The organism is Acinetobacter zhairuonensis (genome assembly GCF_022601715.1).
Lineage (GTDB): Bacteria > Pseudomonadota > Gammaproteobacteria > Pseudomonadales > Moraxellaceae > Acinetobacter.
The window spans coordinates 36,805-56,908 of record NZ_JAKVIM010000020.1 but is presented as its reverse complement, the minus strand read 5'-3'; the positions used below and the strand labels follow the sequence as shown (position 1 = coordinate 56,908).

Genomic DNA, 20,104 nt, shown 5'->3' with positions numbered 1-20,104 from the left:
TCATAATCAGGATTTGCAGCATGCCACCATTTGTATTGGTCGATGGGTCATATTTCTTATTTCGCGCCTTTCACGCGGTCCCACCTCTGACAACTTCTACGGGGTTGCATACCAATGCTGTACGTGGCGCAATTTCTGCCATCCAGAAGTTGATGCGTCGCACACAACCCACGCATATGGCGGTGATTTTTGACACACCAGAGCCAACCTTCCGTCATGAACTTTCACCAATTTATAAGGGTGACCGCCCAAGCATGCCAGATGAATTGGCACAACAAATTCCTTACTTACATGCTCTGATTCGTGCTTTAGGTATTCCCGTGCATATGCTACCAGGTGCAGAAGCCGATGATATTATCGGTACACTGGCAAAACGTGCAGAAGCTAAAGGTCAGCAAGTTCTGATCTCGACGGGCGATAAAGACATGGCGCAGTTGGTGACTGAAAAAGTCACGCTTGAAGACAGCTTCAAAGAAAAGCCCATGGATATTAATGGTGTCTTTGAAAAGTTTGGGGTCTGGCCAAACCAAATTATTGACTATCTCACTTTAATGGGCGATGCCTCCGATGGCATTATGGGTGTCCCAGGTGTGGGTGCCAAAACTGCGGCAAAGTTACTGACTGAATACGGCTCGATTGGCGGGATTTTAGAAAATGTCGACCAGATTAAAGGTAAAGTCGGTCAAAATATTAAAGACAATGTTGAAGGCATCGCAATAGACCATCAGCTTGCCAGTATTGTCTGTGATTTAGAAATGGGGATTTGCTACGAAGATTTAGCCATTCAAGACCCGAATGTGAATGAATTACGCCGTTTATATACCGAGCTGGAATTCCGTAACCAGTTACAATCGCTTGATCATCCGAACAACCCAAACAATAAAAGCTATAAACAAAGCAGCGAAATCATTCAGCCTGCTTCAGCGCCGGCACCGATTGAAACTGAAGATCAAGCCACTGTAACCAGTGTCGATGATCAACTTGGTCAAGCCAGCTACCATACAGTGTTATCTGCCGAGGTTTGGGAAACACTGTTACAACGCATGCAGACTACCAGTAAGTTTGCGATTGATACCGAAACTACCAGTCTGGATTATCGTATTGCAGAAATGGTCGGCTTCTCGATTGCGTTTGATGCTGAAGATGCTTACTACGTCCCGCTCGCACATGATTATGAAGGTGCACCTGCGCAATTAGACCGTAATAGCGTTTTAGCACAAATCAAACCGATTTTAGAAAATCCTGAAATCAAGAAAATTGGTCATCACCTGAAATATGATGCGCATATTTTTGCTAATCATGGGATTGAACTGCAAGGTTGGTATTTCGACACCATGCTGGCATCCTATGTCTTAAACTCTGTCGCGACCCGTCACGGCATGGATGATGTAGCACGTCTTTACTTAAGCCATCTGACTACCACTTATGAAGAAGTTGCAGGTAAAGGGGCGAAACAAAAGACCTTCAATCAAATCGAGATTGAAACAGCGGCACACTATGCAGCCGAAGATGCCCATGTAACCTTCCGCTTATATGAAGTACTGGATAAAAAGCTTAAAGTACATCCTGAACTGATCAATATTTTGCATAATATTGAAGTGCCTGTAGCGCGTGTTCTCACCCTGATGGAAGAAAATGGTATCCAGCTAGATCTCCAATTCCTAGATCAATTAGGTGAAGATTTTTCCAAGACCATGCAGGATTTGGAAAATCAGATCACCGAATTGGCGGGTCAGCCATTTAATGTCAGCTCACCAAAACAGGTGGGTGAAATCCTGTTTGAAAAACTGGGCTTAAAAGGCGGCAAGAAAACCTCAACGGGACAATACAGCACCAGCGAAAGTATTCTAGAAAAACTGGATCATCCGATTAGTGCCCTGATTCTGGATTATCGTGGTTTGTCCAAACTGAAAAGTACCTATACTGACGGTTTATTGAAGCAAGCCAACAACGATACCCATCGCGTACATACCAGTTATCATCAAGCCTTAACTGCGACAGGACGTTTATCTTCGACCGATCCAAACCTGCAAAACATTCCCGTGCGTGAAGAAATTGGACGTCAAATCCGTAAAGCCTTTATTGCACCTGAAGGTCGAGTACTACTCGCAGCCGATTACTCGCAAATTGAACTGCGTTTAATGGCGCACTTCTCTCAGGATGATGCCCTTCTTGATGCCTTCCGTCATGGTCAGGATGTGCATCGTCGTACTGCTTCAGAAGTTTTGAATATTCCTTTGGATCAAGTAACTCACGATCAACGTCGTCAAGCCAAAGCAGTTAACTTTGGTCTACTCTATGGCATGTCAGAATTTGGGTTGATTCGTCAGTTGGGCTTTACCCGTGAAGAGTCGCAAAACTATATCAAACAGTATTTCCATCGTTACCCTGGCATTTATGAGTATATGCAACGTACTCGCCAAGTCGCATTGGAGCAAGGGTTTGTGGAAACTATTTTGGGTCGTCGTTTGTACACGCCAGAAATTGATGCACGCAACATGATGATCCGTAAAGCGGCAGAACGTGCTGCCATTAATGCACCACTGCAAGGTAGTGCCGCGGACATTATTAAAATGGCAATGATTGAAGTCGATAAGATGCTGCCGAAAGATCAAGCCAAAATGCTGTTACAAGTACACGATGAATTAGTCTTTGAAGTGGATGCCGAAATTGCAGATGAATTAGCACCTCAACTGGCTGAAGTGATGCAATCCGTATTGGAAATTTCAGTTCCTCTGCTGGTTGAAGTCGGCAAAGGCAAAAACTGGGATGAAGCACACTAAGCTGTGGTAAATTTCAGAATCATAAAAAAGGACTCTATTTAGAGTCCTTTTTTAATACGGTGAAAATCTTATAAACCAGTCAACAAGGCGATTGCGACTTCATTCATAATGATTTCAGCAATATATAACGCCAAGAATGCAATAATTGGAGACAAATCAATCATGCCCATATTCGGCAACAAACGACGGAATGGCGCCAATAAAGGCTCAGCCAACTCTTGAATTACTTCAATATAAGGTGAACGTGACTGTGTAAACATCACCACCCAACTGAGAATAATAGTGGCAAAAATCAAGTAACGACAGAAACGAATTAAATCCTGAATCATGGTGACAAAAGTCAAAATCACCAAGTGAATCGGACTATTCGGCATCGCTCCTGATAAATACATGATGCCAAATATTTTGAGTAAATAAAGCACCACTACTAAAGCCAAGGCTGCGGAGTTCACACGTCCCTTGCCCAGTGTCGGGAAAATACGACCAAAAATATCTACAATCTTGGTGGCTTTGACTGTCGACATCACCACAGGATTGTAGGGATTAACCGCGGCCAACTGCATTAAAAAGCGGAAGAATACGAGCAAAATCGCTACGTTAATAATAATGCCAAAAATTAGCGCAGAGTTTGCACCCATATTAAATTATTCCTAATTAAAATCAATTATTTGCTGCTTTCACTTAATTCTTGTGCCAACTCTTGGCTACGCTTTTTCGCAGCAGCCAAAGCAGACTGAATATTTTGTGAGATTTGCGCACGATCAAAGACTTCTAAGGCAGCCTGCGTCGTACCATTGGGTGAAGTGACATTTTTACGTAACTCTGATGGCGAACTTGCACTGGTTATGGCCATTTGTGCAGCACCTAAAGCTGTTTGCAAGGTCAAAGCTGTTGCAACTTTTTCATCTAAACCTAAGTTCTTACCTGCACGAATCATACTTTCCATCATATAGAAAAAGTAAGCAGGACCAGAGCCAGAAACTGCCGTCACAGCATCAATTTGCGCTTCAGAATTCACCCAGATGGTTAAACCTGTTGCAGCCAAAACTTGGCTAGCCAACTCACGGTCTTTTGCATCAACAACATCAGTCGCATATAAACCATGCGCACCCGTTTGTACTAAAGCTGGCGTATTTGGCATCACTCGGACAATACGATCAGTACCCGATAACGTTGCCATGGTTGCAATTTCTGCACCTGCAACAATTGAAATCACCAGCTTGCCATCCAGTAAACCATGCAATTGCTTCAATACATTTGCAAGTACCTGAGGTTTAACCGCCAAAACAACAATATCTGCTTTCTCAATCGCAGCAATATTATCATCTGTGACATGCACATCTTTTTCTTGTAAAAGTTGACGTACATTTTCAAAAGGATCAGCAACTGTAATACGAGTAGTCGGCATGCCTCGTGCAATTAATCCGCCAATTAAGGCTTGCGCCATATTGCCGCCACCAATAAAAGTAATATTACAATTTAAAACTGCACTCATGATTTACGCTCGTTATTGAGTATTCTATTGCCCTGAAACTAATTTCGGCTGCCATCCATCTGCAACTAGATATTCAGATTCAGCCAACCAAAAACCTTTGGGTGTAAAAACCCCTAGCATAACATTATCTATGCTTAATATTTGAATTGTATGACGCAACCACGGAAAAATTTGTGCTTGTTGCAGTGCTTTTTTTAACGGCCAACTCCCAACTCGACCATGTAGATGGATTTTTTCGCCACCAACACGTGCCGACAACGTCAATGTTTGCCCCAAAAGTACCTGAGATAACCCTTGATTTTGCATTTCAATGCAATAGTTTCCTGAAGCCAACGAGCAACATTGATCCAACACTAAAGAGAGCGTTTGTCGTGATGGAACAGGATTCTGCTGTTCTGCCAGATAGATCCCTGCATCCAAACGGAAAATCTGCTGTTGATAACGGACAAAATAAAAGCCATGCCAATGCAAAGCCGCTTGCGCATCCTGCTTTGCTTCAATCACCTCTGCGATCAGGCGCTGCACCATCGCAAAATTGGGACGATAGGTTGCCTCACCTTGCATCCAGTGAGAGAGTAATTGACGTTGTCTGGCGATGGACAGTGCCTTTAACGATTCAATATTAAGGAAAGATCGATTTCCACATTGATCAAGATCAGATGCTAAAACTTCAGCTAAAATTTCATCCGCATCTTGCATTAAAACACTAGTACGAGTCAGTGCTTGCTGCATTTTCGGGAAGCGCTGTTGTAAAACAGGCCATAAAATTTGACGACACCAAGCACGATCATAATCTGGATCGGCATTAGTTGGATCCTCAATATTTTGCACATTCAACTGGGTGGCCCATTGGCAAATCTGCTCACGCGATAACTCAAGCATCGGGCGCCAAAGGGTCGTTTTCTCACGTACATCCACCACAGACATGGCAGATAAACCTTGCACACCCGCTCCAGAAAGCAGTCTTAACATCAAGGTTTCAGCCTGATCTTGCTGATGATGCGCTAAAACCAGAACTTCATTATGTTGCAAATGTTCTGCAAAGGCTTGATATCGAGCATTGCGTGCTTGATTTTCCAAATTACCTTCCGCAACGTGGACAGGAACCACGCTACACGGCACCTGCAATTGCTGACAGGTGTTTGAAACAAAGTCGCCCCAAGCCGAACTCATGCTTTGTAGCTGGTGATCGACATAAATTGCACGAACTTTTTGTGGGAATAAAAATGACATAAGATGTAGCAACAGCATGGAATCCACGCCACCGCTACATCCTATGAGATAAGAACGCTGTTCTGTAAAGGACTGTGCCTGTGTTAAGACGTTAGACCTAAATTGTCGCTGCCAAACTTCATTAAACGTTGGTAACGTGCTTCGCATCGTTCTTGGGCATCCATTGGTTGTAACTCATCCAATGCTTGTTTGAGTACGACCTTTAAGTTTTCCATGACTTGTTCAGGGTTTAAATGCGCACCTTGACCTTCGTCAACAACGTATTCAACAATCCCAATCTGTTGTAAACGGTCCGCAGTTAACGCCAATGCTTCACTGGCTTGTTCTGCTTTTTCTGCCGTTTTCCACAAAATAGACGCACAGCCTTCAGGTGAAATTACTGAATAAATACTGTGTGATAACATAATCACACGGTCAGCAACACCAATACCTAAAGCACCGCCTGAACCCCCTTCACCCAACACTGTTGCAATAACAGGGACTTTCAAGTTTGAAAGTTGTGCAAGGCTGGTGGCAATTGCTTCTGCTTGACCACGCTCTTCAGCACCAACACCTGGGTACGCGCCCATAGTATCAATAAAAGTGAAAACAGGTAAATTAAAACGCTCAGCCATATCAAGCAAACGTTGTGATTTACGATAGCCTTCAGGGTTACACATCCCGAAGTTATGCTTTAATTTTTCGCGAGTGCTACGACCACGGTGTTGACCAACAACCATTACAGGTTTGCCGTCAAAACGCGCTAAGCCACCGACCATCGCACCATCATCACCAAACAAACGATCCCCATGTAAAGCATCGAATTCAGTGAAGATTTCACCAACATAGTCCAAAAATTGCGGGCGATCTGGATGACGTGCAATTTGGACTGTTGTCCATGCTTTAGATTGAGCAGCTTTATTTTTCATAGGTCGACTATTATCCCTAAATTAACCAATCAGTGTTAATCGATAAATTGTTCCGACTGAATATTCAATTCAATATCCCAATGCTTGAATTGCAGTTGTTCATCATGCAAATCAGCTACAAGCAAAGGCCATTGTTTGGCATCGCCAGAAACACAGAGTTGCCATTGTTGCGCATTGCCAATGCTTAATTCAATGGCAGGAAGCATCGCATCGCTTCGACTATGATTTAGTAAAACTGCTAATCGAAGCAATAGACATAAGTGTACAAGTTTGCTACCACCGACCTTCATCACATCAATTTTGGCATCACTGCGCAACTTACGACGATGATGTGCAACTAGATGTGAAATATGATTTTGGTCAATTTGTGAGAAGCCCGCAATATCTGAATGTTGCAATAAATATGCGCCATGACGGTGATACCCTCCATGACTAATAGCCAAACCTATTTCATGCAAATAGGCGGAACGACGCAGTAAGTCACTGTCATCACTGGTTAAATTGAGTGATTCAGCCACACCATCAAATAAATGCTGTGCTGTTTTGACCACACGTTCCGCTTGTTTTGGATCTGCACCATAACGCCCCATTAAGGCTTGCACACTACGGTCACGAATATCTTCATGCTGGAAACGTCCAAGCAAGTCATACATCACCCCTTCACGTAACGCACCATCTGAATACACCAGCGCTTCGATGTCTAATAATTCAAATACTGCACACAGAATAGCGATTCCAGCTGGCAAAACTGCTCGACGGTCTTCTTTTAAACCCTCAAAATCCATTTCTGAGATATGTTTGAATTTGAGCAATTTGTCTTTGAGTTTTTCCAGCCCTTCGCGGGTCAGGTTTTCCTGTTCATTACTCCAACCCATATTGACCGCAATTTGGCGACAGGCTTTAATCGTGCCACTCGAACCTACTACTGTATCCCAACCTGCTTCTTTATAAGTATTCGCAATCGCAGAGAGTTCTTTACGTGCAGCAACTACTGCTTTATCAAAGCTTTTTTGATTAATCTCGCCATCTTGGAAATAACATTTGGTGAATGCCACACAGCCCATCTGTAATGATTCAGTATGAATCGGTTCAAACTCTTCACCAATAATCAGTTCAGTTGAACCACCACCAATATCAACCACCAAACGACGACCACTGTTGGCCATGGTGTGAGAAACACCCAAATAAATTAGACGCGCTTCTTCACGCCCAGCAATAATTTCAATCGGTTTTGGCAGTATTTCTGCGGCTTTTTGAATAAATTCATGTCCATTTTTGGCTTGGCGTAAAGCGTTGGTCGCCACAATTCTTAAACGATTAGGCTGAACTGAACTTAAACGCCCGACAAAACGCGCTAAACATGCCAAACCACGTTGTTGGGCAGCTTCTGTTAAATTTTTATTTTCATCAAGTCCAGCTGCCAACTGAACTTTTTCTGACATTGATGCAACTTTTTTAACTTCACCATGGTCTACACGCGCAATCGCAAGGTGAAAGCTGTTCGATCCCATATCGATGGCAGCAAGTAATTCTTCATCAATCAAAAAATCAGACATTCTTCAAATAAACCTGTACAGAATTGAGCCTAGAGTAATGCACATACATGCAATTTAAAAGCCATTTATGCTGTTAATAGTATGTACTTTTTTATTTTCACCATATATGACAATTGCGTTACACGATTAGCATCATCGTGAGCATCAATTAGACAAAATCGTTGGAAAGGCTGAAAATTTACATCTAGTACTACATTGTTAAAGATGGCTATGTAATACTTAGAGCCATTAGCTATCTTTGAATATAATTTTTGGAGCATATTCCATGTCAGGCAATATCATCAATACGACAGATGCAAACTTTGAAGCAGATGTTTTAAATTCAGACACTCCCGTTCTTGTTGATTTCTGGGCAGGCTGGTGTGCACCTTGTAAAGCAATTGCGCCTGTATTAGAAGTGCTTGCAAACGAATACGAAGGTAAAGTTAAAATTGTTAAAGTCGATGTGACTTCATGTGAAGCAACAGCGGTAAACTACAACATTCGTAACATTCCAGCATTACTCATGTTCAAAAATGGTGAAGTTGTAGCACAACAAGTGGGCGCTGCACCAAAGTCTAAATTGACTGCATTCATTGAAGACCACATCTAATTCGCACATTGCAATTAGACCAAATGCGTTATGTCCTATAGCGCATTTTTTTCGTCTATAAATTGACAAACTCAACAATCTCTCTTATATTGCATGTTCAAGAAAGAAAGGATTTCAAGTCCATCATTTTCTTACAAGACACAACACATAAGATCGCCGCTCGGCAACAGAAATTGTTACATACTTTTTCTCTTCGCAACAATTTACCAGACCTCCGCATTGTTATTTTATCAATACGATGCCGTCATTTTATTGCTGTATGCGACCGAATGTTGCTCTCCTTCCAACCTGTTTCTAGAATGATTTATTCTATCTGACCACCTATGAATTTAACCGAACTCAAGAAAAAACCAATTGGCGAACTCATCAAAATTGCAGAGTTTATGGGCCTAGAAGGAATGGCGCGTAACCGCAAGCAAGATATTATCTTTGCCATCTTAAAGCGTCATGCGATGAATGGTGAAGAGATCTTTGGTGACGGCGTTCTCGAAATTCTGTCAGATGGTTTTGGTTTCTTACGCTCTGCTGCAGGTTCATATCTTGCAGGTCCAGATGACATTTATGTGAGTCCTTCACAAATTCGTCGTTTTAACTTGCGTACAGGTGACACCATCACAGGAACGATTCGCCCACCTAAAGAAGGTGAACGTTATTTCGCCCTACTGAAAGTTAATCAGATTAACTACGATACGCCAGAAAACTCACGCAACAAGATTTTATTCGAAAACTTAACGCCTTTATTCCCAACCGAACAACTGGTGATGGAATTAGGTAATGGTACGACTGAGGATTTAACTGCACGTGTGGTCGACTTGGTCGCACCGATTGGTAAAGGTCAACGTTCAATTATTGTTGCTCCTCCCAAAGCGGGTAAAACCATGTTGCTACAGAACATCGCTCAGTCGATTGTACGTAACAACCCAGAATGCTTCCTGATCGTTCTTCTGATTGACGAACGCCCAGAAGAAGTGACTGAAATGGAACGTACAGTTCGTGGTGAAGTGATTGCATCTACTTTTGATGAGTCACCAGCCCGACACGTTCAAGTGGCTGAAATGGTGATTGAAAAAGCAAAACGTCTGGTTGAGCACAAGAAAGACGTCGTTATTCTACTAGACTCAATTACCCGTTTAGCGCGTGCTTACAACACCGTCGTACCTTCATCAGGCAAAGTATTAACAGGTGGTGTAGATGCGCATGCGCTCGAGCGTCCTAAGCGTTTCTTCGGTGCTGCACGTAACATTGAAGAAGGTGGTTCACTCACTATTATCTCGACTGCCTTAATTGAAACTGGCAGCAAAATGGATGAAGTCATCTACGAAGAATTCAAAGGTACTGGTAACCAAGAAATTACCTTGGATCGTCGTATTGCTGAAAAACGCGTCTTCCCTGCCATGAACATTAAAAAGTCTGGTACACGTCGTGAAGAACGTTTAATGTCTGAAGACAATTTACGTAAGGTTTGGATTCTACGTAAACTCCTTCACACCCAAGATGAATTGGCAGCAATGGAATTCTTATTAGATCGCATGAAAGAAACCAAAACCAATGATGAATTCTTTGATCAGATGAAGCGTAAAGCAAGTAATTAATTTACATTAAAAATTAAAAAAGTCGCCCATGCTGGCGACTTTTTTATTTGGTTGACTTTTTTAACATAAAAACACAATTCATTTGATCTTGTGTAAGCATATTTTCAAATATTTGATTATCAAAATATTGCTTAGAAAAACTGCTTTATTTTTAAAAGCTTAAAAAGTATTTATCCAATATAAAGCGCACTCTTAATTGTTATTTTCTGTTAAAAAATAGCAAATATTTGCTTATTTTTTGGTTTTTTTCACACAGACCAGTAGTAATTCAAAATGGGCAGTGATAGCATATTCGCAGACCAGTTAAGCTGCTCCTGCGTTGTTACTACCTAACAAATTTAGGAAGAATAAAAGCACATAACAGCTGACCTTGGTTTTTTTTAATCTCATATTTTAGAGAGTGATGCCATGTTATTCAAAAAAATCGCTATTGCTGCTGCAGTTGCTACTACTTTAGCTTTCGTTGGCTGTGCTAAAAAAGAAGAAGCTCCTGCAACTGAAGCTGCTGCTTCTGCTGCATCTGAAGCTAATGTTGCCGCTTCTGCTGCTGACGCCGCTGCTGTTGAAGCTGCTTCTGCTGCTGACGTTGCTGCTTCTGCTGCTGACGTTGCTGCTTCTGCTGCTGCTTCTGCTGCTTCTGCTGCTAAATAATCATTACGATTATTTAGTCGTAAAAAAAAGAGAGCATTTGCTCTCTTTTTTTTACGACTAAATTTAATTAAAAAACAAAATTAAAATTTAAAACTGCTCTAAACAATTATAAAAAAAGCAGATCAATCGATCTGCTCTTTCCCAACGCGCTGTCTAAACTTCTGACCTGCACGGAATGTTACAACACGACGAGCCGAAATCGGAATTTCCTCACCCGTTTTAGGGTTTCGACCTGGTCGTTGACGCTTATCACGCAACTCAAAGTTCCCGAAACCCGAAAGTTTAACCTGTTCCCCAGAAATGAGCGCTTGGCTAATTTCATCGAAGAATAATTCGACCATTTGTTTTGCTTCACGACGGTTTAAACTCGTGAGCTCACTTAAATGATCAGCCATTTCTGCTTTAGTTAATGCTGTCATGAAGCCCTCAATGTCGCCTGATAAGTGTTCTGCAACACTTCTATGATTGTATCCATACCCGATTTGATTTCAGCATCTTCCAAGGTACGCGACGGATGTTGCCATAACAAAGCAAATGCTAATGAGCGTTTACCTGCTTCAACCCCTTGTCCAGTGTACACATCGAAGAGCCAATTCGAGTTTAACAGCTCCCCACCCGTATTAGTGATAAGTTGCTGAATTTCACCAATATTAATCTTATCACTAATTAAAAGCGCAATATCACGTCTAACCGATGGAAAACGTGATAATTCTGTAAAATTAGATACATAAGTTTGCAAAACTGCTTTTTGATCAAGTTCTGCCACCCAAGTCGTACCTAAATCCAATTCTGCCTCTAAAGATGGATGTAAACGACCTAAATAACCAATCGACTGACCATCAACCATAATCTCTGCTGACTGACCTGGATGTAACCATACACGCTCAGAACGTACATATTCAACCTGCACACGCCCTGCCGCTAAAACCTCTTCTACTTCACCTTTGAAATCAAAGAAATCCATCGCTTGTGGCTTACCATGCCAAGACTCTGCTTGTTTTGCACCCACCGCAACCATGGCTAAAGTTGGAATCTGTTTTAAATCATGGATGTTACTCGCATCCTGATAATCAAAACGCAACCCCAACTCAAAGAAACGCACACGACTTTGTTGACGGTTAATATTATATTGAACGCAAGGAATCAAACTTGAAAGCAAAGTCGAACGCATCACAGCCAAATCGCTTGAAATTGGATTTGCCAACGCCAATGGATTGACTGCAGGATTGAGTTGCTTTTCAAGTTTCAAATCTGCAAAGCTAAAACTAATCGCTTCTTGATACCCCAATGTCACCAAGGTCTGACGCAATTGCGCCAGTTCAAATTGATCTTGATACTTCGCAAGCTGTGCATCAATGACTGGTAGACTGATTTGAATATTGTCATAGCCATGAATACGCGCAACTTCCTCAATGAGATCTTGATAGATCGCCATATCATAACGATGCGACGGAGGAACTACAGACCACTGACCTTCTGCTTTAATCGCAACCTCACAGCCTAAACACGTTAATGCATCAGCAATAAACTCGCCTTCTACACGGTATCCCAACAACTGATCGACTTGTGCTTGTTCAAGCTCAATCGCTTCACGTTTTGGCAATACATCTGCTTGCTCAGCAACAGTAATCGGACCAAATTCACCACCAGCGAGTTCAGCAATCAATTGTGATGCACGGTGCATCGCAATCATTGGTAATTCAAAATCCACACCACGCTCATAGCGCTGAGAAGCATCGGTATGCAAACCAAAGCTACGAGCACGTCCTGCAATATGTAATGGTGCAAAGAATGCAGATTCTAAGAAAATTTCAGTGGTTTCATCGGTTACAGAAGAAGATAATCCCCCCATGATGCCCGCAATCGCCAATGCTTTTTCATCATCAGCAATAATCATCACTTTTTCATTCAGTTCGACTTCTTGCTCATTAAGCAGCAGCAGCTTTTCAGCAGCCGTTGCTTGACGCACATGTACCGCACCTTGAACTTTACCAGCATCAAAAGCATGTAATGGTTGACCCAACTCCATCAGCACATAGTTGGTAATATCCACCAAAATACTGTGTTGACGAATACCCGAACGCGCAAGTGCACGCTCCATCCATTCTGGCGTTGGTGCTTTGGTATTTACATTTTTGATCACACGACCTAAATAGCGCGGGCAACCTTCAGTGCTGACAATGACTTTTTTCTCATCAGTAATTGTCGCAGCCACTTCTTTAACCTCTGGCGCAACCGCAGTCATTTGGTTAATCACTGCAATTTCACGTGCTATACCACGAATACTAAAACAGTCACCACGGTTTGGGGTGATGCTAATATCAATCACATGATCATCTAAATCTAAATATTCACGAATATTGACACCTACAGGTGCATCTGCAGCTAATTCTAAAAGACCATCAATTTTATCTTCGAGGTCAATTTCTGAAGCGCCACATAGCATGCCTTGCGATTCAATACCACGCAGCTTACCTTTCTTGATTTTAAAATCACCCGGTAACACCGCACCAATCGTCGCTACAGGAGCTTTCATGCCGACACGGACATTCGGTGCACCACATACGATTTGTAATGGATCACCTGAACCAATGTTCACGGTAGTCACACGTAAACGGTCTGCATCTGGATGTTGCTCTACGCTAAGTACTTCACCGACCACTACGCCTGTAAATGGTTTTGCTGCTGGAGATAAATCATCAACCTCCAGACCCAGCATGGTCAGTTGATCAGATAACGTTTCGCTATCAATGGCTGGGTTGACCCATGTGCGTAACCAATTTTCGCTAATTTTCATTTCTGTAAAAACCTATAAATCTAATACTTCAATTCCTCTGCACCCTCATCATCGTGAGTGTTTCTCAATTCATTCAAAATGATCACACTCAAATAATCAGGAAGAGGTCAAAAATTTGTCTTAAGCAAATTGGCGTAAAAAACGCACATCGTTTTGATAGAACATACGCAAGTCATTGATGCCATAGCGCAACATGGCAAAACGCTCTACCCCCAAACCAAAAGCAAAGCCTTTGTATTTTTCAGGATCAATCCCAGCCGCTTGCAAGACATTTGGATGCACCATACCGCAACCCAAAACCTCTAACCATTTACCACGTTCATCCATAATATCCACTTCTGCACTTGGCTCTGTGAATGGGAAGTAAGATGGGCGGAAACGAACTTTTAGGTCTTTTTCAAAGAACTCATTCAGCAAGTTCACCAGTAATCCTTTCAGTTCAGCAAAGCTGGTATTTTCTGCAACATACAAGCCTTCAATCTGGTGGAACATTGGTGAATGGGTTTGATCTGAGTCACAACGATAGACACGACCAGGACACACAATACGGATTGGTGGTTGTGAGGTTTCCATGGTACGAATTTGCACACCCGAAGTATGCGTACGTAACAAATGATTTGCATCAAAGTAGAAGGTATCGTGCATCGCACGCGCAGGGTGATGCCCTGGAATATTTAATGCTTCAAAATTGTGATAGTCATCTTCGACTTCTGGTCCTGTTGCGACCGTAAAACCCGCTTTAGTAAAGAATTGACAAATGCGCTCCTGCACTTGTGTAACGGGGTGAATACTTCCAATGGTTTGACCACGCCCTGGCAGGGTAATGTCGATGGTTTCACTCGCAAGCTGCTGTTCTAATGCCGCTTTTTGTAATTGTGCTTGACGCTCAGTCAATGCAGCATTAATGGCTTCACGCACAGCATGAATTGCAGCACCCTGAACTTTACGCTCCTCAGGGTCCATTTTACCTAGCGCTTTCGATTGTTCTGCAAGCTGGCTCTTTTTCCCTGTAAATTGCACACGTACCAGATCGAGTGCAGCAAGGTCTTGAGCTGCTGCAATGGCAGCAAGCGCTTCGGTGGTCAGGGCTTCCAGTGACATAGTAACTCTCAAAGCAACAATTTAATAATAAGATAAAACCCGATATTCTATCAGTTTTTAACAAGATTGATGAGTTTCCAATTAAGGAAAATTTGATTAACATCCGAAATTAGAAAAAGGATAAGATAAACCCAATTACAAAGAGATCATTATCTATGGCCCTAGATCAAATCTGGAAACAACAGCTCACTTTAGTCACTTATGGCAATGAATTCCTCACTAAAGAGCTGAGTTTTAATCGTTGGAAACAACATCCGATTTTTGATCAGCAGCTATTTGCATTTCGAGACCTGCTCTCACAACATTTACTGGCTCAACATTTCCAAGTCTGGCTCGAAGGACTAAAAAAGCAAGGCACAAAACGCTTGAGTTTACACAGCTCAAGTCTGTTAAATGATGAACAAAACCCAAATGCCAATGTTGAGCTGCTTCCTTTTGCGCATTTCATTGTCAGCCATGAAGGTAGCAAGAAAACGGCTTGGATTTTAGGTAAAGAATTGCCAGAATGGTATAACGCAGATAATGATTTTGAAGCTCCAGTTTCACAACAAAATCCCTTACGTCATGAAACCTTTTGGCGTTTTGAACTCACGTCTAAACTTGCCAAACGTATTGAAGCAGACTTACAACGCCCAAATTGGGATGACATTCAAAGTTATACCCAAGCCGAACTATTCAATAGTCCCTATGCTCTCGGTTTTGTCGAACCAACACCATCGAACTTACCCTATTATGGTTATGTAGCCAAAACTATTACCGAAAATGGCAGCGACTTAGATTCGCAAAAACTAGCCTTATTGCCTACAGATTACCCAGCGGATTTTGCACACAAGTCACTGTATCGCATTGAAGCCTTAGAAAAATATATTCAAAACAAATTACAACATCCTCAACACGAAGATGGTTCTCTACTCAGTGCCGATGAGCAACTCAACCTACGCCACTTTTCGCAAAAACTCGAAGATCTTCAGGCAAAATTTATTGTCAAAGTGACCAACCACTACCAAACAGCCCAACTCACTTCAGTTGCAGTCAATAACCCCTTAGAAGGTGCCCCAGTTGCCACAGCAACATCCGCACCACATCAACACCATAAAATTGGTTCTTCTGCAGTTTTCAAACTCATTCTAATTACCGTGGTGATTTGTATTGTGGCTTACTATTTCGGCTTATAAAAACAAAGCCTCATGAGGTCGCGTTCTTCATCAAGAATAAATAGACAAATGATTTGACTCTGGAATTTATTTTTCCAGAGTCCTGAACAACATCTCTGCGCCAAATTCAATCACGATGTAATCAACAAATTAAAGGGACGTATTTCAATGCGTACTTTATGCTCATCAGCATGCTGATTAATATAATGTTGTACCGCGACCACCTCTCCTTCCAATTGTGCATCAGGTCCATACATGATTTTGACAGACTCACCAATTCTTGGAATCATTTCTAGTTTGACTGTAATCCGTGCCTGATTCACACCAATAATATCCGCAAGCATCGCCCCATTCCTTTTTATGATGACTTCATTCCATTAGGCATCCAAGCTGATCTAATTTAAAGATAAATTATGTAATTCAAACCCAATGCCATCTTGTGTATCGAAAAACACAAGGCAATAAAAAAGACCGCATAAAGCGGTCTTTTCAATCATCCGAAGATGATTAAGCAGCTAATGCGCCTTTAGCTTTTTCAGCTAAAGCAGCAAATGCAACTGCGTCATGCATAGCGATGTCAGCAAGTACGCGACGGTCGATGATCACTTGAGCTTTTTTCAAGCCATCGATCATACGGCTGTAAGACAAACCGTTTAGACGAGCACCAGCATTGATACGCGCAATCCATAGAGCACGGAATTGACGTTTCTTCTGACGACGGTCACGATAAGCGTATTGACCTGCTTTGATTACTGCTTGGAACGCTACGCGATAAACGCGTGAACGAGCACCGTAGTAACCTTTAGCACGAGCAAGAATTTTTTTATGACGGCGATGAGCCTGTACACCACGTTTTACACGAGCCATTTATAATCTCCTTAGATGTATGGGCACATACGGCGAACTGAAGCAACGTCACTTACGTGAACCATTACACAGCCGCGTAACTGACGAATACGCTTAGCAGATTTTTTGGTCAAAATGTGGCGTTTGAACGCTTGTTTACGCTTGAAACCGTTTGCAGTCGCTTTGAAACGTTTAGCTGCACCACGGCGAGTTTTTAACTTAGCCATAACAACCTCTTTAAACACCTGTTCGGCACGTCTGCACCATTGCAAAAACGACCTGCAGGTAAGGAAGGCGCTATTCTAAATCATCTTTGTACAAAACAAAAGCAAAAACCATATTATTTAGGGAATAAATCCACGCAGAAAGTTGAGTGTTTTTTCAGCACAAATATGACTGTTATTCAGTATGGGGATAACTTATAGCCACTCTAATAATCATAGAACGATAAAACAAAAAGATTATGAAGCCAACCACCGATGCTTTTGCCGCATTAAGATATCGCGATTTTTCGATTGTGACTTTAAACCAATTCTGCCTCACCCTCGCGATTCTGATGCAAGAAATTATTGTGGCGTATTCTCTATATAAAATTACCAAAGATCCGCTTACCTTAGGATTGATTGGACTTGCTGAAGCCATATCCTTTATCGCACTTTCCCCATGGGGTGGATATTTCGCCGATCGGTTTAACAAACAAAATATCATGAGAATCTGCTTGTTCTTTGCAGCCCCCCTCCCGCTAGTTTTATGAGGGTTATTTCATGCCTTTGGCTTAGGGCTGATTGGTATTCAGTCTTTATCTTGGGGCATCTATGCCGTTATTTTTGCATTAGGCACCATTCGAGGGTTTATAATCCTTCAGCAACATCTTTAAAACCTTTTTAATTCCACGTCAGCTTTATGCCAATGGTGCCACTTGGACCACTATTGGCTGGCAAAGTGGTGTTATCTTAGGTCCAATGTTGGGTGCTTCATGTTTGCGTATTTGGGCCGTGAAACCAGCCTACTTAGTGTTGCCGTATTACTCAGCATTTGTTTTGTTCTGATTAACTTATTACAAAGACGCAATTTTCCCAGCATTGAAACCGAAAACCTATGGGCAAGCCTTGGTAATGGCTTTCACTTTATTTGGAACACAAAAATTGTGTTATGGGCAATTTCACTAGACCTCATTTCCGTACTATTTGGCGGTGTAATTGTCTTACTGCCTATTTTTGCAGAAGACATTCTCAAAATAGGTCCAGAAGGTCTGGGTTATTTAGGTGCAGCACCTTCTATCGGAGCACTCATCACCATGATTGGATTGACTAGATTTCCACCTACTCATCATGCGTGGCGTAATATGTTGCTTGCTGTTGCTGGCTTTGGTGTTTTCACTCTCGTCTTTGCCTTTTCCAACCATCTATGGTTTTCCTTGTTTGCTTTAGCCATGACAGGCGCATGTGACAGTATTTCAGTTGTGGTACGACAAACTATTTTGCAAATTTATCCACCAGAAAATATGCGCGGGCGTGTTGCTGCGCTAAACGGCATGTTTGTTTCCTCTAGCAATGAACTTGGAGCATTTGAATCTGGTCTGGCAGCCAAATATATGGGCACGATTATGGCGACTGTGTTTGGTGGATGTATGACCCTACTGGCGGTCGGGCTAAGCTGGTTAAAACTTCAGATTTATTTGGGGTTGATATCACCCTAGGAAAAGATCAATAAAACATGAATTTAGACTTGCCAGTATTTCTAAATCAGGAAATACTGAGCAACAATTCAGCCACCATTATGCATGAGCATTCTTGAACGAATGTCCTATTTGACCTTATGAAACAATTGCTTTGTTTTTCCTTGATTCTGAGCTTCCCATTTGTACATAGCTATAGCGCAGAAAAAGCCAGCACCTCACAATTGACGGTACAAAAAAGTACGGCTTTACCTGCCCATTTAACGACACGTATTCAATGGACCACGCTTCCTCAACCTCAATATAACAATGAGGATTTGAAGGGACAGAATCGCGCGGCCATCTTACGTATTTATGCAGATGAGACTGGAAAAATTACACAAGCCAGTGTGCAGGAAAGTACAGGATTAAAAAACCTAGATGAGGTTCTGATTCAAGCGGTACGCAAGGCGCGTGTACAACCTTATACAGTGGAAGATACCACGCTACCAATTATTGGCTATCAAACCTTTAGTTTAAATTTGGAACAAGAACAGGCGGAATGCAACTACGGCTTTAATTCTAAAAACTGGCTGGCACAACAACAGCAGCAAAAAGTGAAATTCTCATACATGAAGCAACCCCAACTTGAACTCAGCCGTGATGATTTGAATCAACATGACCGCAATATCAAGTTTAGCTTTAAAGTCGATAAACACGGTGATGTAAAAAAAGTCAAAATCAACCAAGGTTCTGGTCTTTATGCACTCGACCAAAATATAATCCAAGCCGTAAGTAACAGCCAAGTGACTGTTAAACGTAGCGCTTCCACCTTGTGGCTTTATAAAAAGTCCAGCTTCAAAGATGAAATTCAGTTCAAACTGAACCAATGTTCTTAAGCGATTGAGGGAGGGAACTATTCCTCCCTCTTGATTACTTCGATAGATTTTTCATTAAGCTTAATTAGTGCAGCTACAAAAAACCTAAAACCAACCGATAAAAATAAAATACAGCACCACATAACGTCCAGTTTTCGCCAGGATCACCATCAACAAAAAGCGGATAAAGTTTTCTTTTAATAAGCCTGCAATTAAGGTAATCGGATCTCCGATAAGCGGCACCCAACTCAACAACAACGACCAAAAGCCGTATTTTTGATAAATGCCTTGTGCTTGCAGCATTTTTTGTTCAGATACGGGAAACCACTTCTTGTGCTTATAATGCTCAATCTTGAAGCCCAAATACCAATTTACACAAGAACCTAGAATATTCCCTAGACTTGCCACTGCAATCAGTACAACAACAGAATGACTTCCCTCTGCCAATAAACCCAGCAATACTGCTTCGGACTGTAAGGGCAATAAGGTCGCAGCTCCAAATGCAGAGAGAAATAAAAGCCCTAAAGTCCACATAAAATTATGAAGATAAACCTAGTTTTTTCTTTGTCGACAAATATTCATAGCCCGACCAAATAAAGGTGAATATCAATAACACGCTACGCGCCACTGTGTATTTATCTGAAATCGGCTCAATCGCTGCGCGTAATATAGCTTGATCCTTAGTATTCAGTAATTCCACAATTTTTTGGACATGTACGGCTTCTGCGACAAATAACATACAACACCCCGCGATCCCCACAATAATACTGATATAAATTTTAGGATTCGCTTCAATGATTCGGGTTAAATTTAAAAAAAATGCTTTCATCACAACCTACTGATTTTCAAATTTGAAAATCA

The 20,104-nt window shown here is 41.8% G+C and carries 19 protein-coding genes and 1 pseudogene; 7 read left to right on the top strand and 13 right to left on the bottom strand.

Annotated elements, in window-relative coordinates; genetic code table 11:
• The first annotated feature begins 20 nt into the window (after window positions 1–20).
• Window positions 21–2,783, top strand: a complete 2,763-nt coding sequence (gene polA / locus MKI85_RS14465) for a DNA polymerase I (protein WP_241628621.1) — start codon at window positions 21–23, stop codon at window positions 2,781–2,783.
• Between the two features lie 68 nt (window positions 2,784–2,851).
• Here the strand turns inward: polA and MKI85_RS14460 are convergent, their stop codons facing one another.
• Genes MKI85_RS14460 through ppx form a run of 5 tightly spaced genes read right to left on the bottom strand, consistent with a single transcriptional unit; the run spans window position 2,852 to window position 7,975 of the window.
• Window positions 2,852–3,421, bottom strand: coding sequence for a YggT family protein (locus tag MKI85_RS14460; protein ID WP_241628620.1), 570 nt, complete (start codon window positions 3,419–3,421; stop codon window positions 2,852–2,854).
• Between the two features lie 26 nt (window positions 3,422–3,447).
• Window positions 3,448–4,278, bottom strand: a complete 831-nt coding sequence (gene proC, locus MKI85_RS14455) for a pyrroline-5-carboxylate reductase (protein WP_241628619.1) — start codon at window positions 4,276–4,278, stop codon at window positions 3,448–3,450.
• Window positions 4,279–4,302: 24 nt separating this feature from the next.
• The gene (gene tilS / locus MKI85_RS14450) at window positions 4,303–5,658 is read right to left on the bottom strand and encodes a tRNA lysidine(34) synthetase TilS (protein WP_241628618.1); all 1,356 of its coding nucleotides are present in this window, start codon (window positions 5,656–5,658) and stop codon (window positions 4,303–4,305) included.
• Window positions 5,595–6,419 (bottom strand): acetyl-CoA carboxylase carboxyltransferase subunit alpha, encoded by an 825-nt coding sequence (locus MKI85_RS14445; protein ID WP_241628617.1) that lies wholly within the window; start codon window positions 6,417–6,419, stop codon window positions 5,595–5,597. Before MKI85_RS14445 ends, tilS begins: the two co-directional genes overlap by 64 nt.
• Before the next feature lie 35 nt (window positions 6,420–6,454).
• Window positions 6,455–7,975: an exopolyphosphatase gene (ppx, locus tag MKI85_RS14440; RefSeq protein ID WP_241628615.1), complete on the bottom strand. Its 1,521-nt coding sequence runs from the start codon at window positions 7,973–7,975 to the stop codon at window positions 6,455–6,457.
• A 265-nt stretch (window positions 7,976–8,240) separates the two neighbouring features.
• Here ppx and trxA point away from each other — a divergent pair, with 265 nt between their 5' ends.
• The 3 genes from trxA (at window position 8,241) to MKI85_RS14425 (ending at window position 10,810) form a co-directional block, all read left to right on the top strand.
• Window positions 8,241–8,567 (top strand): thioredoxin, encoded by a 327-nt coding sequence (gene trxA, locus MKI85_RS14435; protein ID WP_016166116.1) that lies wholly within the window; start codon window positions 8,241–8,243, stop codon window positions 8,565–8,567.
• Window positions 8,568–8,890: 323 nt separating this feature from the next.
• The gene (gene rho / locus MKI85_RS14430; RefSeq protein WP_241628613.1) at window positions 8,891–10,159 is read left to right on the top strand and encodes a transcription termination factor Rho; all 1,269 of its coding nucleotides are present in this window, start codon (window positions 8,891–8,893) and stop codon (window positions 10,157–10,159) included.
• Window positions 10,160–10,567: 408 nt separating this feature from the next.
• On the top strand, window positions 10,568–10,810 hold the full coding sequence (locus tag MKI85_RS14425) for a hypothetical protein (protein ID WP_241628611.1): 243 nt from the start codon (window positions 10,568–10,570) through the stop codon (window positions 10,808–10,810).
• A gap of 122 nt (window positions 10,811–10,932) precedes the next feature.
• Here MKI85_RS14425 and MKI85_RS14420 read toward each other — a convergent pair whose 3' ends face one another.
• From MKI85_RS14420 to pheS, 3 genes are all read right to left on the bottom strand, one after another.
• Entirely contained in the window at window positions 10,933–11,229 is a 297-nt protein-coding gene (locus tag MKI85_RS14420; RefSeq protein ID WP_016166119.1) for an integration host factor subunit alpha, read from the bottom strand.
• Entirely contained in the window at window positions 11,226–13,607 is a 2,382-nt protein-coding gene (pheT, locus tag MKI85_RS14415) for a phenylalanine--tRNA ligase subunit beta (protein ID WP_241628609.1), read from the bottom strand. Before pheT ends, MKI85_RS14420 begins: the two co-directional genes overlap by 4 nt.
• Before the next feature lie 120 nt (window positions 13,608–13,727).
• The gene (gene pheS, locus MKI85_RS14410) at window positions 13,728–14,708 is read right to left on the bottom strand and encodes a phenylalanine--tRNA ligase subunit alpha (protein WP_100242091.1); all 981 of its coding nucleotides are present in this window, start codon (window positions 14,706–14,708) and stop codon (window positions 13,728–13,730) included.
• Window positions 14,709–14,863: 155 nt separating this feature from the next.
• Here pheS and MKI85_RS14405 point away from each other — a divergent pair, with 155 nt between their 5' ends.
• Window positions 14,864–15,883 (top strand): hypothetical protein, encoded by a 1,020-nt coding sequence (locus MKI85_RS14405; RefSeq protein WP_241628608.1) that lies wholly within the window; start codon window positions 14,864–14,866, stop codon window positions 15,881–15,883.
• Window positions 15,884–15,993: 110 nt separating this feature from the next.
• On the opposite strand, the gene MKI85_RS14400 is transcribed toward MKI85_RS14405, so the two are convergent.
• The 3 genes from MKI85_RS14400 to rpmI form a co-directional block, all read right to left on the bottom strand.
• On the bottom strand, window positions 15,994–16,206 hold the full coding sequence (locus tag MKI85_RS14400) for a hypothetical protein (RefSeq protein WP_241628605.1): 213 nt from the start codon (window positions 16,204–16,206) through the stop codon (window positions 15,994–15,996).
• 163 nt (window positions 16,207–16,369) lie between these two features.
• Window positions 16,370–16,729, bottom strand: coding sequence for a 50S ribosomal protein L20 (gene rplT / locus MKI85_RS14395; RefSeq protein ID WP_004675688.1), 360 nt, complete (start codon window positions 16,727–16,729; stop codon window positions 16,370–16,372).
• A gap of 11 nt (window positions 16,730–16,740) precedes the next feature.
• Window positions 16,741–16,935, bottom strand: coding sequence for a 50S ribosomal protein L35 (gene rpmI, locus MKI85_RS14390; protein ID WP_001096359.1), 195 nt, complete (start codon window positions 16,933–16,935; stop codon window positions 16,741–16,743).
• A gap of 236 nt (window positions 16,936–17,171) precedes the next feature.
• Between rpmI and MKI85_RS14385 the strand changes: the two are divergent.
• Window positions 17,172–18,421: pseudogene (locus MKI85_RS14385) on the top strand (MFS transporter).
• A 105-nt stretch (window positions 18,422–18,526) separates the two neighbouring features.
• Complete coding sequence (locus tag MKI85_RS14380) at window positions 18,527–19,264, top strand: TonB family protein (protein ID WP_241628603.1); 738 nt, start codon at window positions 18,527–18,529, stop codon at window positions 19,262–19,264.
• 84 nt (window positions 19,265–19,348) lie between these two features.
• On the opposite strand, the gene MKI85_RS14375 is transcribed toward MKI85_RS14380, so the two are convergent.
• Window positions 19,349–19,777: a YqaA family protein gene (locus tag MKI85_RS14375; RefSeq protein ID WP_241628601.1), complete on the bottom strand. Its 429-nt coding sequence runs from the start codon at window positions 19,775–19,777 to the stop codon at window positions 19,349–19,351.
• A gap of 4 nt (window positions 19,778–19,781) precedes the next feature.
• Window positions 19,782–20,075, bottom strand: coding sequence for a hypothetical protein (locus MKI85_RS14370; protein WP_241628599.1), 294 nt, complete (start codon window positions 20,073–20,075; stop codon window positions 19,782–19,784).
• Window positions 20,076–20,104 lie beyond the last annotated feature (29 nt).

What these genes read in the sequence shown, in the direction of transcription:
- tilS (WP_241628618.1), bottom strand. Translation starts at nt 5,658, where the DNA reads ATGCGAAGCACGTTACCAACGTTTAATGAAGTTTGGCAGCGACAATTT.
- pheS (WP_100242091.1), bottom strand. Translation starts at nt 14,708, where the DNA reads ATGTCACTGGAAGCCCTGACCACCGAAGCGCTTGCTGCCATTGCAGCA.
- pheT (WP_241628609.1), bottom strand. Translation starts at nt 13,607, where the DNA reads ATGAAAATTAGCGAAAATTGGTTACGCACATGGGTCAACCCAGCCATT.
- MKI85_RS14445 (WP_241628617.1), bottom strand. Translation starts at nt 6,419, where the DNA reads ATGAAAAATAAAGCTGCTCAATCTAAAGCATGGACAACAGTCCAAATT.
- MKI85_RS14380 (WP_241628603.1), top strand. Translation starts at nt 18,527, where the DNA reads ATGAAACAATTGCTTTGTTTTTCCTTGATTCTGAGCTTCCCATTTGTA.
- trxA (WP_016166116.1), top strand. Translation starts at nt 8,241, where the DNA reads ATGTCAGGCAATATCATCAATACGACAGATGCAAACTTTGAAGCAGAT.
- MKI85_RS14420 (WP_016166119.1), bottom strand. Translation starts at nt 11,229, where the DNA reads ATGACAGCATTAACTAAAGCAGAAATGGCTGATCATTTAAGTGAGCTC.
- MKI85_RS14375 (WP_241628601.1), bottom strand. Translation starts at nt 19,777, where the DNA reads ATGTGGACTTTAGGGCTTTTATTTCTCTCTGCATTTGGAGCTGCGACC.
- MKI85_RS14425 (WP_241628611.1), top strand. Translation starts at nt 10,568, where the DNA reads ATGTTATTCAAAAAAATCGCTATTGCTGCTGCAGTTGCTACTACTTTA.
- MKI85_RS14460 (WP_241628620.1), bottom strand. Translation starts at nt 3,421, where the DNA reads ATGGGTGCAAACTCTGCGCTAATTTTTGGCATTATTATTAACGTAGCG.
- MKI85_RS14400 (WP_241628605.1), bottom strand. Translation starts at nt 16,206, where the DNA reads ATGCTTGCGGATATTATTGGTGTGAATCAGGCACGGATTACAGTCAAA.
- rplT (WP_004675688.1), bottom strand. Translation starts at nt 16,729, where the DNA reads ATGGCTCGTGTAAAACGTGGTGTACAGGCTCATCGCCGTCATAAAAAA.
- rho (WP_241628613.1), top strand. Translation starts at nt 8,891, where the DNA reads ATGAATTTAACCGAACTCAAGAAAAAACCAATTGGCGAACTCATCAAA.
- MKI85_RS14405 (WP_241628608.1), top strand. Translation starts at nt 14,864, where the DNA reads ATGGCCCTAGATCAAATCTGGAAACAACAGCTCACTTTAGTCACTTAT.
- rpmI (WP_001096359.1), bottom strand. Translation starts at nt 16,935, where the DNA reads ATGGCTAAGTTAAAAACTCGCCGTGGTGCAGCTAAACGTTTCAAAGCG.
- polA (WP_241628621.1), top strand. Translation starts at nt 21, where the DNA reads ATGCCACCATTTGTATTGGTCGATGGGTCATATTTCTTATTTCGCGCC.
- proC (WP_241628619.1), bottom strand. Translation starts at nt 4,278, where the DNA reads ATGAGTGCAGTTTTAAATTGTAATATTACTTTTATTGGTGGCGGCAAT.
- ppx (WP_241628615.1), bottom strand. Translation starts at nt 7,975, where the DNA reads ATGTCTGATTTTTTGATTGATGAAGAATTACTTGCTGCCATCGATATG.